General features: G+C 57.3%; 11 protein-coding genes. 3 read left to right on the forward strand and 8 right to left on the reverse strand.

From position 1 onward, the window contains the following. Positions 1-118 precede the first annotated feature (118 nt). The 4 genes from SLH49_RS13230 to SLH49_RS13245 are packed head-to-tail and all read right to left on the reverse strand — an operon-like array spanning position 119 to position 3557. On the reverse strand, positions 119-838 hold the full coding sequence (locus SLH49_RS13230) for an ATP-binding cassette domain-containing protein (RefSeq protein ID WP_320269604.1): 720 nt from the start codon (positions 836-838) through the stop codon (positions 119-121). After that, the gene (gene devC / locus SLH49_RS13235; protein ID WP_320269605.1) at positions 838-2025 is read right to left on the reverse strand and encodes an ABC transporter permease DevC; all 1188 of its coding nucleotides are present in this window, start codon (positions 2023-2025) and stop codon (positions 838-840) included. The genes SLH49_RS13230 and devC overlap by 1 nt, the downstream gene beginning before the upstream one ends. After that, positions 2022-3293 carry an HlyD family efflux transporter periplasmic adaptor subunit gene (locus SLH49_RS13240; protein WP_320269606.1) on the reverse strand — a complete coding sequence of 424 codons (1272 nt, stop codon included), beginning with the start codon at positions 3291-3293 and terminating at the stop codon, positions 2022-2024. The genes devC and SLH49_RS13240 overlap by 4 nt, the downstream gene beginning before the upstream one ends. A 12-nt stretch (positions 3294-3305) precedes the next feature. Further along, a complete protein-coding gene (locus SLH49_RS13245; RefSeq protein ID WP_320269607.1) occupies positions 3306-3557 on the reverse strand; it encodes a hypothetical protein in 252 nt (83 codons plus the stop codon). 398 nt (positions 3558-3955) lie between these two features. Between SLH49_RS13245 and SLH49_RS13250 the strand changes: the two genes are divergently transcribed. The 3 genes from SLH49_RS13250 to SLH49_RS13260 all read left to right on the forward strand — a co-directional run bounded on the left by SLH49_RS13250 (position 3956) and on the right by SLH49_RS13260 (position 5994). Continuing rightward, positions 3956-4156 (forward strand): hypothetical protein, encoded by a 201-nt coding sequence (locus tag SLH49_RS13250; protein WP_320269608.1) that lies wholly within the window; start codon positions 3956-3958, stop codon positions 4154-4156. Positions 4157-4346: 190 nt separating this feature from the next. After that, positions 4347-5549: an MFS transporter gene (locus SLH49_RS13255; protein WP_320269609.1), complete on the forward strand. Its 1203-nt coding sequence runs from the start codon at positions 4347-4349 to the stop codon at positions 5547-5549. Positions 5550-5670: 121 nt separating this feature from the next. Further along, the gene (locus SLH49_RS13260) at positions 5671-5994 is read left to right on the forward strand and encodes a DUF5131 family protein (RefSeq protein ID WP_320269802.1); all 324 of its coding nucleotides are present in this window, start codon (positions 5671-5673) and stop codon (positions 5992-5994) included. Between the two features lie 152 nt (positions 5995-6146). Here SLH49_RS13260 and SLH49_RS13265 read toward each other — a convergent pair whose 3' ends face one another. The 4 genes from SLH49_RS13265 to SLH49_RS13280 all read right to left on the reverse strand — a co-directional run bounded on the left by SLH49_RS13265 (position 6147) and on the right by SLH49_RS13280 (position 12268). Then, positions 6147-7190, reverse strand: coding sequence for a GDP-mannose 4,6-dehydratase (locus SLH49_RS13265; protein WP_320269610.1), 1044 nt, complete (start codon positions 7188-7190; stop codon positions 6147-6149). Beyond that, positions 7190-8356, reverse strand: coding sequence for a nucleotide sugar dehydrogenase (locus SLH49_RS13270; RefSeq protein WP_320269611.1), 1167 nt, complete (start codon positions 8354-8356; stop codon positions 7190-7192). The genes SLH49_RS13265 and SLH49_RS13270 overlap by 1 nt, the downstream gene beginning before the upstream one ends. A gap of 74 nt (positions 8357-8430) precedes the next feature. Next, complete coding sequence (locus tag SLH49_RS13275; protein ID WP_320269612.1) at positions 8431-10035, reverse strand: hypothetical protein; 1605 nt, start codon at positions 10033-10035, stop codon at positions 8431-8433. A 25-nt stretch (positions 10036-10060) separates the two neighbouring features. Continuing rightward, entirely contained in the window at positions 10061-12268 is a 2208-nt protein-coding gene (locus tag SLH49_RS13280) for a hypothetical protein (protein ID WP_320269613.1), read from the reverse strand. Positions 12269-12446: the final 178 nt, after the last annotated feature.

Consider the following 12446-nt stretch of genomic DNA (forward strand, 5'->3'; position numbering starts at 1 on the left):
AGACGACAATGATGCGCATAGACTGGGGTCAAGGTTCATCACCAGTGTATGACGACGGCTAAGAGTGCGATGGCAGAGATAAAGACAAGTATCGCCAGCAAGATGGGGCCGGCCCGCGTCACCCGTTTCCTTTACGGTCTGACACGATCCGGCCTTCCTCCAAAGTCACGATCCGGTCCGCCATATCGAGGATACGATTGTCGTGGGTTACCATGACGGTCGTTGTGCCACGCTGGTGTCCCAGCTCCTTGAGCATTCGCACGACATTGGCACCGGACTCCTTGTCTAGTGCAGCCGTCGGTTCGTCGGCGAAGACGATGGCGGGATTTGACACGAGGGCACGCGCGACTGCCACACGCTGTTTCTGCCCACCGGAGAGGTTGCCCGGAAGATAGCTCACGCGGTCCTCCAGCCCCACCAGGCGCAACATGTGCTGTGCGGCCATCCTTTGGCGCGTCGGGTCGCCCCGGCCATGCACCTGAAGGCCCATCAGCACATTCTGCTCTGCCGTGAGGCTTTCATGCAAATTGTGCGCCTGGAAAATGAACCCAAGCCTCTGGCGCAGTTGTACCTGGTGGGCCTCGGATGCGCCGTTTAGCTCCGACCCAAGCAGCCTGACCGATCCGTGCTGTACATTGCGCAAACATCCCATCAGGGTCAGCACCGTCGTTTTGCCGGATCCGGATGGCCCCATGAGGATCGTTAGGCTGCCTTTCGCTACTTCCATCGAGACATCGAAGATCGCCTGCTTGCGCGCTTCGCCGGTGCCGAACCAGTGGTTGAGGCCCTCAGCGACGATGGGGGCTTCTGACACGGTTGCCGTGTTATCCCATGGCATTAGAACAGGTCTGCCGGATCAGCCGAGGCCAGCCGCCGCGTTGCCAGCGCCCCCGACAAGGCGCATGCGGCCAATGTGCCGATGAGGACCGACATCGCGCGCGCCACATCCATCGACAACGGAAGTCCCGTCGCCGCCGACATGGCTGCGTAGAGGCCCACGGCGATTGCGACGGCTGGAATGAAACCGAACAGCGCTAGAATGACGGCTTCTTCCAGCACGATGCCGAGAAAAAAGCGCTGCGGATAGCCGATCGCCTTGAACGTCGCGTACTCGCGCAGGTGGTCTGCAACGTCGGTGCTGAGGACCTGGTAGACGATGACCAGCCCCACCACGATTCCAATGGCGACGCCGAAGCCGAAGATCACGCCGGTCGGACGTTCGGTGGTCTGATAGGCCAGATCGGCGGCGGCCGCTTCTGCCTTCTGCGCTACCTTGACGGATTCCGTCGGAAGGGCCTCGCGGAGGCGTTCAACCACAACCGCCGGGTCGATGCCGTCGTCGACCGACACAAGAATGTGGTTCGGTGCGCCTGACGCGCGGTTGCCGAAGAGTTCAAGGAACGTCTGGTCTGAAACATAAAGCGTGCCGTCCGCCGAGAAACCACCGCCGACTTCAAGCGTTCCGACCGCCCAGACGGACGTGCCATTCAATTCTAGAGAATATGGTGTCTGGCTTGAGACATGGTCGAGGGCGCCAGCGGGCAGGCCTCGTGTTTGTCGGTCCAGTAGCACACGATCTTCGAGTCGCAACTCCGCAATCTGGTCTGCCACATCAGGAGCGGTAAACTCCGGTTTGTCCGGGGATATGCCGAAGGTCTGGAGTGTCGACGAGTCGCCGTCCTCACGCTGCCATTCGAGGTTCGCGAGATAGAGCGGTGTGGCGTCCTTAACTCCGGGCACGCCAAGTGCTTGAAACATGCGCGACCGTGCCACGTTGGAGCCGTCGGTCAGCGTGTTCGCGTCCGCCGATGAAATTATGATATCCGCGCGAAACAGATCGTACGGCGCGATGGTCGATTGGTTGAGAGCGCCGAGAATGCCCAACTGCACGAAAACGAGGATGTCGGCGAAAGCAACGCCCGAGATGGCTGCAATCATCTTGCCGCGGCTGTGGCTCAGTTGAAGCCAGCCAATCGGCAACCGCCCGGTCAGGGCCGAAATCAGGCGAGTCGGGGCAGCAATCATTCCTGCCGCCCCGCATCAATCCTGACCAACACTTCAAGGTTGGTATAGCGCCGCGCGGCAGCGGTGCTTTCGTCATCCAGCGTCACAAGCACATCCACCACGCGCGCATCCGTGTTGGCCGCCGGGTCGTCCGAGGTGATGGATTGCCGTCCGATTTCAAGACCAATGGCTGTCACTGTGCCTGTCAGTTCCTGCTCGAAGGCATCGGCAAAAACGGTCACGGGGTCACCGATGGCGACGCGCCCAATCAGTGTCTGATAGACCTCCGCCTCGACGGTCATGACGTCCGTATTCCCAAGATCAAGGATGCCGTCGCTGCCTGGCCGTTCGCCTATGCTCACGTTCACATCCAGAACGGTGCCCGCAATCGGTGCGCGGACAGAAGCGCGGTCAACGTCGCGCTCGGCGCGAGTCACTTCGGCTTCGGCTGCACGCACGTTCGCCCGCGCAAGCGCGACATCCACCTGATCCTCGATATCGCCGGCAAAGCGCGACAGTGTCACGCGCGCACGTTCAACATCGCGAGCGGTTTGAGCAGCGCGTGTATCGGCTTCTTCAAGGACGCTGCTTGTCGTGACGCCCCGGTCAAACAGTCCCCGCGTTCTGGTCAGCGCGGATTGCGCCTCTCGCGCAGTTGCTTCGGCGCGCTCCAACTCGGCCCGCGCTTCCTCTCGGCTTGCCGCGATGGACACACGGGCCTGGTTGAGTGCGGCGTTCTGAACTTCGAGAGAAACTCGTGCGGACGCCACGGCACTTTCCAGCGTTGAAAGGTTGTCTAGCACTGCCACGACCTCGCCTTGGGAAACAGTGTCGCCGGGTCGTGCGCGCAATTCCTGAATACGCGCGTCCCCAGCCCCGAAGGGCAAGGCAAGCGTGACAATATCGTCGCGCGGAATGATCCGCCCAAGGGCCACGACATCGCCCTCTGACACAACGGATACCTCTGACTGTTCCCGAACGGTGTCGATCGCCTGGGCGATTGGTGTGTCCGTTCCACCGCCAGGCTCCAACCCGGTAAGGCGAAAGAAGGCCTGAAGACCGGGGGGTTGGAAGTAAAGCCCGACAATAGCCCCGATCAGAAACGCGAGGAGAAGTGGCACGATGCGACGGAAGACACCGATAACTGAACCCCCGACCACCGGCGAGGGGGACACCGGACGGTCGGGGGCTGAGGCAGTCTCGTGAGTGGGTTTCTTCTGCCTCGTACCTGCATCTTCGAGAGGAAGGTCGACAACCTGTGCGTCTGTGCTCTCAAGAGAGTTCGTCATCAATCACCTCAATCATCGGGAGAGCGTAAAGATGGTTCCGCCATCTCGCTCGGCGCGAATACCCTGGGCGGTCTTGACGAGATCAGCGCATTGTGTGCGTCGGAAGCGCGCCGTGATGCAAAGTTTACCGCCCTGAGGGGTCCAGGACATTCCAAGCGACAGGCCGCATGCATTCATCCGACCGCTGCCATCGGGAAACACCACAACTTCACAGCTCGGCTCTTTTTCGCTGGTCGTTGTCCAGTCGGTGCCATCGGCGAGCATTCTCGCTTCCTGAGCCGCGATGGATGGGGCGCATAGCGATGCAATCGCCAAGCACCCGGCCAATCGCCCAACATGCCCGGCGCCGCTGATTTTCCGTTCTAAGGTGCTGTCCTTACTCATCTGTTGCGTTCCCCTTTTAGGTAGAAAGAAGCCGCGATTAATGACTATTCGGTCATTAATATGTGCTACCAGAGATGTGATGCAAGGTGAGAGTGTTCCTCGGCAGAAGAAAAAGCGCCGACGGCGGAAAGACGCGCGTCCTGGCGAAATTACGGACGCAGCTACATCGCTCTGAATCGAGAAGGGCTTTGCAGCGACACCGCTTGACGACATTGCTGCCGTGGCCGACATCGCGAAGGGGACCATTTATTGCTGCTTTGACTCGAAGGAAACAGTATTTGGAGGCAGCCGAAAGTCGCCTTGCGGCGACCATGGACAGCATCGGCGCGCATGGCGCAACCTTCGAAAGAACAACAGAGGAACTCTTAGGACAAGTGTTTGGCTTCATCCTTACGCAGATTGCGGACGAAAAAGAATGTGTCTTCATCAAGGTCCTGACTTCCGAAGGACGTCATTTTCCGGGATTGGTTGGACGCTAAGGCACCAGGACTGCAATCGGCATGCTCCGCAGCGCAGATAGGACGTCTTTGCAGCGGTTGGCTGGTTTCCTTCGCACGTTCCAAGTCGCTAGACACTAACAAAGGTATGCTCAGGAGAAATGGACGTCATGTGAGCTAAATGTTCCTCGAATCTTAGCGCACCGACGCTGACATATGAGAGGGGCGACGAATGACGATTGTGGAGCGGGAGACAGAGCCGGGCTTTGTCAACTTCGGTTTGCTGCTGGGGGCCAACGCGGTCCTCGGAACTGCACTACCGATGATGATCGTTCTCGGTGGGCTGGCGGGGTTAATCCTCGCACCCGCCGAAAGCCTCGCCACGCTTCCGACCTCCGTCTCGACGCTCGCCGGACTCTTCGCCGCCGCACCGTTCTCGCTTTTCATGGGGCGCTACGGACGGCAGGCGGGCTTCGTCCTCGGCGCCTTCTCCGCCGCCGTCGGTGGGGCGGCGGGGCTCTGGGCAATGGTGCAGGGCAACTTCGTGCTGCTGTTGGTAGGGCATTTCCTTTTGGGCGCGGCGCTCGCCTGCTTCCAGTTCTTCCGCTTCGCCGCCGCCGAGGTTGTACCTGAACGGTGGCGATCAGTGGCTATCTCGCTGATGCTCACGTCGGGTTTGATTGCTGCGTTGGTCGGACCGGAGGTCTTCGCCCGTGCGCAAGACGCGCTCGTGCCGATCCCCTTCGCTGGAGCTTATGGCGCGATCATCGGTCTCGCCATCCTTGGGGTATTGCCGCTGTTGTTCCTCCGTGGGCTGGGTGCAGCGCCCGCCTCTGCGTCTGGCTCGTCAGACAGGCTGGACGTGCTTGCAGTCCTGCGCCGCCGAACGGTCGCCGTCCCCATCTTCGCGGGCGCGATCTCGCAGGGGGTCATGGTGCTGCTGATGGTGCCCACGCCAATCGTCATGGTTGGCTGCGGCTTCGACGCAACCACTGGTGCGCAGGTCGTTGGCTGGCACGTCGTTGCCATGTTCGCGCCGAGCTTCGTGACGGGCTTTCTCATCAAGCGGTTCGGCGCATCGGCCATAATCTATCTGGGGCTGGCTTTGCTCGCCGTCGCAGCGGTAATCGCGGCGTCGGGTCTGACGCTCGGTCACTTTTACGTCTCGCTCATTGTCCTGGGCGTCGGTTGGAACTTTGGTTTCATTGGCGCAACTAGTATGCTGTCCGATGCACTCGCACCTGAGGAACGCGCCGCCGTGCAGGGCATCAACGATACCGCCATCGCGCTCGCGTCTGCCGTAGCGGCCTTCGCCTCGGGCGCTGTTGTTGCGGGCTTTGGATGGGTAACGCTTACGCTCGCTTCTCTGCCCATCGTTGCGGCTACGGCACTGGCACTTCTATGGTTCAGGCGGGGAACAAAGGCCGACGGCTGAAAGACGGCGGAACTACAGCCGACTATGGCCCACGATAGCGGATATTGGCGCGTTTGCAGCGAAGGCTCGCTTTGTGCGCCAATAGCGCGTTCGATGCAATCCAAGATTTGTAGTTGCAGCAATTTTCGGCAACTCCGATTACACCTACAGAATTGATAACCTGCGTTCATCTGGTGCCCAAGTGAAGTTTCTGTCTCTGGAGCCTCTTGTTGGTGATGTGGGGGAGATGAACCTGACGAGTATCGACTGGGCTATTGCCGGTGGAGAGAGCGGGCCGGGTGCAAGATACATGGACCCGGCTTGGGTGCGCTCAATTCGAGATCAATGCGTTGAGAGCTGTGTTGCCTTCCATTTTAAGCAATGGGGCGGCGTAAACAAAAAGAAGACTGGTCGAATGCTTGATGGTCGAACTTGGGATGAGTTGCCGTCCAAGGCAGTGGCTTAGAACGATTTCGTTGACCGTTTTCAAGCGTGATTAGCCTCAAAGCTAAGTCGTTGAAAAACAGGCAAATCCAATCCCGTTAATTCAGTCCCATCATTTGCGGACTCCGACATTTGGAAACTAAACTCTAGATTAGGCGCATAATCAGTATTATGTCAAATACCGCGCCAATTAGAGGATAGGTCGTTGTAACCGTCATAATATGCGCGATGCCAAGCGACATAGGACTCAACGCCTTCATTGACGTCAGTTTTTGGTGCATAGCCTGTCAGATCTTGCAGTAACGACGTGTCCGCCCATGTAGCTGGCACGTCTCCTGGCTGCATAGGAAGCATCGTCTTTTCTGCAGTCTTGCCACAGGCTTGCTCAATGGCGTTGATGAAGGCCATAAGCTGTACAGGCGCGCCATTTCCGATATTGACCACGCGCCATGGCGCAACCGGCGATTGGGAAGCGTCTCTGCTTTCTTTTGCTGTAGCTTCAGGGACCGCGTGGCAAAGCATCACGATGGCGCGGACAAGGTCGGTCACGTACGTAAAATCACGCATCATATCACCGTTGTTGAACACCTTGATAGGTTTGCCATCCAGGATGGCTTGCGTGAACAGATGTGGCGCCATGTCTGGGCGTCCCCACGGCCCGTAAACGGTGAAGAAGCGGAACATTGTGATTGGGATGTCGAAAAGATGGGCATAGCTATGCGACATCGCCTCAGTCGCCTTTTTCGTGGCTGCGTAATACGACATCGGCAGATCGACCTTATCAGTCTCACGATACGGCATCTGTGTGTTGGCGCCGTAGACAGAACTGGTTGATGCCATCAGCAGATGCGCGGGAGGAAAAGCGCGGGCAGCTTCTAGCAATTCAAACGAGCCTACGAGATTGGCTTGCGTGTAACTTCTTGGATTTTCGATGGAGTAGCGGACGCCTGCCTGGCCAGCCAGGTGGATGACATAGTCGGGTCGGTACGTCTCGAAAAGGCCCATTAACAGGCCCGGATCTTCGACGCCGCCTTTGATGCTGACATAATTTTCGTCCGAGATCAGCTGCGCCTCACGCGCAGCCTTCAGCGCGGGATCATAGTAATCATTGTGATTATCAAGTCCGATCACACGCCCCCCCTGCCCCAGCAACATCTGGCTCAGGTGAAAGCCAATGAAGCCTGCGGCGCCGGTCACAAGTATTGCTTTATCTTCCATCAATCCACCTCGAAGAGATCGCGCGTATAGACCTTTGCGGCGACATCGTTGATCTCATCGGTCAACCGGTTAGCGAGGATCAGGTCTGCCTCGGCCTTGAAGGCTTCAAGATCGCGCTCCACGCGGCTGTGAAAGAAGTGTTCGTCTTCCAGAACAGGTTCGTAGACGATACAAGTGATCCCCTTGGCTTTGATCCGTTTCATGATCCCCTGCACGGAACTGTCGCGGAAATTGTCGGAGCCTGCTTTCATGACAAGCCGATAAACGCCTACAACTTTTGGGTTTTTTGCGATGATCTGATCCGCGATAAAGTCCTTACGAGTCCGATTGGACTGAACGATTGCCGCGATCAGGTTCTGCGGCACCTGCTCGTAATTCGACAGAAGCTGCTTGGTGTCCTTGGGCAGGCAGTAGCCACCGTAGCCGAAAGACGGGTTGTTGTAATGCGACCCGATCCGAGGGTCGAGACTCACGCCATCGATCACCTCACGCGCATCGAGGTTATGCGCGATGGCGTAGCTGTCGAGCTCGTTGAAATATGCCACACGCATCGCAAGATACGTGTTCGAGAAAAGCTTGATCGCTTCAGCCTCGATCGATTTGGTGAAAAGGACCGGCATGTCTTTCTTGACGGCACCTTGCACCAGCAAATCAGCAAACGCACGTCCATTATCGGTATGCGCGCCGACGATGATCCGGGATGGGTGAAGGTTGTCTTCTAAGGCTTTGCCTTCACGTAGAAATTCAGGAGAGAAGATGATCTGATCATAACCAAGCTCGGCCTTGAGGTTGGATGTAAAGCCAACCGGCGTTGTTGATTTGATGATGATGCAGGCCTCAGGGGCCCGCTTGCGTGTTTCGGCGATCACTGCCTCAACGCTACGCGTGTCAAAGAGGTTGGTCTTCGGGTCGTAATTCGTGGGTGTGGCCACAATAACAAAATCTGCGCCCGCATAAGCCTCCGCAGGGTCGGTTGTGGCCCGCAGATCGAGGGTGCGTGTCGCGAAAAACTCGCTCATTAGGGCGTCTTCGATAGGCAACTGGCGATCATTGACGGCCTTCACGCGGCTTTCATCGATATCAATGGCGATGACTTCGTTGTGTTGCGCCAGCAAGATGGCGTTCGACAAACCGACATAGCCCAACCCGGCAACAGCGATCTTCATTCGTTGTAGGTCCTGTCTAAAGTGTTCTGAGCGTCCTACGCGACATAATACGCCGCAGCAATCCCCCACAAAGGTTACTCATCCTCTGCACTTTCGGATAACGGCAATACCATCGCCTCCTCTTCCGGCGCTCTTTCGCCAAAGATCTCAGCATACCGCCGCAATCCGGCCTGGACCCGCTTGCGGCGTCTTTCGAACGTCTCTTGCGTCTCTTTAAGGTCCGCCGGCAATTCGTAGGCAAATGACAATGCGGCAAGAACCGGGTCGGCGCGCAGCAGGACATCTGTTGTCGGCGCGTTGCGCATGCGGTATTGCGTATCCGGTTGCATCGACAACTGGACCAGACGGCGGCTGTTGAATGGCGATAGATAGAACGCGTGGTCCTGTCCGGGGAAAAGCGTGCCAAGCGCAGCCGGAACGAGCGTTTCAAAGAAGATAAAATCAGCTGATCGCACGAGAGCGTTTTCCGGCAGATCATCGTAACAGCGTTGAAAATCGGGCATAAACCTCGCTGCAACTTCCCCGTTGAATTTGCCCTTGCCAACAAGCTGCATCATCCTGATCTGCCAACGTGGCTTGCGCCATTCCTGCGGGTCCGCGGTGACAAGGTACTGACCACGCATGATGTTGGTCTGGTGTCCACGCATCACGATGGCGTTCTCGCGGACACTTAGGAACAATCCGTTTTCGATCTCTTTGGGAACAACGGCCATAGTGCCTGATCCGATCCGATAGCGCCGTTCGGCCAGGCGCCGAACATACCGCGGCACAGATACTTTCTTTCGGTCATGGACTTCGAAAGGGCGGTTCTTTGCCCTGCACAAGATCGCTGCCACATGCGCATCACGACGATTAGCATATGTGTTGATATGGGAAAAAACCTGAGTGATATCGCGCAAGGTATCGTCATCGGCCTGCGCCATAAGCAGCCGGCTGTCATTGCCGCCAGATAGCGGTAGCGAGGTTTCACCAAGTGTAGTCATACGCGTCATGATCCTGCGCGTCGCAATGATCATTTCATCGTAGATTGCGCCGTAATGCGCATCATCAGCTACAAACGCAGCTTGCTTGGGCGGCCAGAAACGTTCGGTCCGAAACGTATCAAGCTCCATTCTATGGCTTGCATTCAGGCGAAACACATGGGCGTCGGATGTGTGGTTCAGACCATAAGTGCCCTCGCCCGCCTCAATCTCATCGCGGTTGTAGAGCGGATGCCAAATCGGCGGGCGGTCGATGCAGAGAAAGGTACTTGATGCGATGCGACCCGTCTCTGGCGCATAAACAGCGCCAATCATTCCAACTGGATCGCAGTGAAAATAGGTCTTACCGTTGAGATGCGAGATAATGGCGTAGCGCCCGGCGAGACACTCCAGATACTGCTCGAGTTTTCGCAAGGCATCGGCTGATGCGCTGTCGAAACCTGCACTAAAGACCTCTTCAGGTGTTTTCCCATCATGATCAATTGCAATGCCCAGACATAGCCCAAATGCGACCCCAGCACTGTCTGTGAGCGTCCTGCACCGAAGCCCCTCACCCGACCCAACCCAATACCGTCCTACAGCTGTGGACGTAAAACCCGGCAAGTCTGTTTTGCTGGCGCCGACAATGTATTGATAGCGAAAGGTCTGCGAGAAGCGGACATTGTTTTCCGAGCAAAGTCGCTGAGCATACGTTGTCACGTGATTGGTGCCTTTGATCGTTGCATCAGAGACCCTGCAAGCCGCGTCTGACGGCTCGATTAGGGTTCTTTGACAGAATGAACTGACCGAGGGACCGTGCGAGTGTCCGATGTCCGCGTGCCAAGGTGCGCTGAAAAAGCTCACGCTGATAACGCGGCGAGGCGCGTCGGGCGCGGAGCAGCCGGTAATAGTCCTGTTCCGTCAATGTACCATCCAGGGCACCCAGAATGATCGGCGACAGGATGCCCATCTGGTTCAGCGAACTGCCCAACCGATGCCCCAGAAGAGGCGCACGCAAATGCACGACGTTGAGATGCTTGAAACGGGCGGCATGCTGCGCATCAAGCGGCTCATATGGGTCATACAGGATTGAAACCTTGCGCGCCCCGTGGCTGACCTGAGCCGCATCACCATATCTGCCGGAAAAATCACGATCCCAAACGGTTTTGTAGCGCGTCTCCCAGGGTACCACGGATTTATCGACGGTTGATTGCGGGGAAATCGCGACAACATCGCAGCCCGGTGCAGCGGGCGAAAACGCGCATGCGGCGTAGCCGCCCATGGATGCACCATAAAACACAACACGCTGAAACCCTTTGAAAAATCCGCTTTCCTTTAGCTCATCAAACTGGTCATAAACCCAGGGCTCACGATACCAAGTCCAGCCGCCCGCCAAGACGCCCAGCATCGACCAGCCCTGTTCCTTAATGAAGTTATAGCCCCAAGGACGCCTGTCGGTCCGCTTGGTCATAGTGATGTCGAGATTGTCAAACGTGACCACAAGCGTGTCGCGACTGCGTGGGGTGAACAAAAGGCTGTGGCCGTTCGTCCCCTCGCGATACCACCCCTCTGACCCCGCTAGGGTGGTAGCGATCTGCCCCCAATCGTCGGCATTGTCGGCCTCAGCCGGCGGCTTGGGCGTCACGCTGACGCGGGTGATGCTTTTGCCGTCTTCCTCGCGCGTCGACAGCTGCGTGGCTGCGCCGTAATCGCGCAGGAACGGAAACGCACCAGAGCCCTTGCGGATATCCATGAACAGACGGCTGTCGGCATGCAAACAGGCATCCAGAAATGGCGCAAGAAAGCCCGGTTTGTAACGATCTCCAAAGCCTGTGAGATTGCACAACACGTCGACTTTCCGCAAATCCTTGGCGCTCCGGATGACCTTGATGGCGCCGGGATCAACATCGTGATCAATCAGGAAGGCCTTGTAATCAGCGATCCAAGGCTGCTCTTCATCAGTCAACTTGCCGTGCCTGTTGGTGTTGATGAGCTGCAGCTCGCAGTCAAATTTATGATGCAAGGCCAGCATGAAAGTACGTGCGCCACCAGAAAGATCAGCGGCTACTGTCACTTCGTCGATGTCGAGTTCGTCAATAAGCGCGCCATCGAAAGTTGTGTTCCCACGCCCCTTGATTGGCGCCAGGTGCGGGTTGATCCCATGGGCTTTCACCAGTTTGTCGAGGTAACTCCCATGCGGCGGCAACCCATTGTGAAGATTGCCTAATTGCCGCTTATTCGAGGCCCAAAGATGCAAGGCTGTTGTCTCATCCGTGATCAGCCCTTCGGCGATCCTTGCGCGGCGCAGAAACTTCAGCCGATCGCGAAAGGTAATCGGATAGAACGCGTTGAGCGGTTGGACATGATCGGCAAGGCCGAGTTCATGGACGTAATGCGTGACCATCAAGGGGCCCCACACACCCCATGGCTGCTGCGTGACATGAACCGGCGCGCCCTTCTCAGCGGCCTTGCGCATGTTCTCTTGCCGTTTCTTCGGCAAGAATGGCGCAATCGCATAGCGGTCGGAGGTGAATTCCAGCATCTCTGCCAGAAGCACGCTATCTGCAGGCAGGCCCAGCACCGCATTATTGACGCGGTGCGATCCGGGCAATTCGTAGCCGAAAACGTAGTCGCTCTCGTAGTCCATTGGCCGATGACAATAGACATCCGTGTCGATCCAGATCATCCCCGGATTTTTGTGGATCATGTGCAGGCGAAAAAGGTCCGCAAATAGCGCGTAGCTGTTCTTTTGCTCATACTTGATGAAGTCATCTGTATCGATGATCTCGCGCCCGTCCCGACGTATGACACCGGCGGGCACATTTGGGATATCCTCAAAGGAAAAGAGTGTGGTTTTCTGGCCCTGATCGACAAAGGATTTCAGGCAAAGCTGCTCCATCCAGCTCAGCGGACCCCCGATCCAAAGTGTGCCGACTTCGCGCATCCGCGTCATTCGATTTCCCTTGTCGCCACGCCCTGCCCGCGCAAACCGTTGACCTGCATGCCTTCGCGATGTGCATTCGCGGTCTTGACCACTTAAACTGCCCGTGCAAGCACAAACACGCATCATATGGCCGCCTTCGCGCAACCGTATGTGCCAATGACGAAGGAGGCAAGATGACCGTCGGATC

It is taken from the genome of Cognatiyoonia sp. IB215446, from assembly GCF_033963825.1.
Taxonomy (GTDB): domain Bacteria; phylum Pseudomonadota; class Alphaproteobacteria; order Rhodobacterales; family Rhodobacteraceae; genus Yoonia.

What these genes read in the sequence shown, in the direction of transcription:
- SLH49_RS13230 (WP_320269604.1), bottom strand. Translation starts at nt 838, where the DNA reads ATGCCATGGGATAACACGGCAACCGTGTCAGAAGCCCCCATCGTCGCT.
- devC (WP_320269605.1), bottom strand. Translation starts at nt 2,025, where the DNA reads ATGATTGCTGCCCCGACTCGCCTGATTTCGGCCCTGACCGGGCGGTTG.
- SLH49_RS13240 (WP_320269606.1), bottom strand. Translation starts at nt 3,293, where the DNA reads ATGACGAACTCTCTTGAGAGCACAGACGCACAGGTTGTCGACCTTCCT.
- SLH49_RS13245 (WP_320269607.1), bottom strand. Translation starts at nt 3,557, where the DNA reads ATGCTCGCCGATGGCACCGACTGGACAACGACCAGCGAAAAAGAGCCG.
- SLH49_RS13255 (WP_320269609.1), top strand. Translation starts at nt 4,347, where the DNA reads ATGACGATTGTGGAGCGGGAGACAGAGCCGGGCTTTGTCAACTTCGGT.
- SLH49_RS13265 (WP_320269610.1), bottom strand. Translation starts at nt 7,190, where the DNA reads ATGGAAGATAAAGCAATACTTGTGACCGGCGCCGCAGGCTTCATTGGC.
- SLH49_RS13270 (WP_320269611.1), bottom strand. Translation starts at nt 8,356, where the DNA reads ATGAAGATCGCTGTTGCCGGGTTGGGCTATGTCGGTTTGTCGAACGCC.
- SLH49_RS13280 (WP_320269613.1), bottom strand. Translation starts at nt 12,268, where the DNA reads ATGACGCGGATGCGCGAAGTCGGCACACTTTGGATCGGGGGTCCGCTG.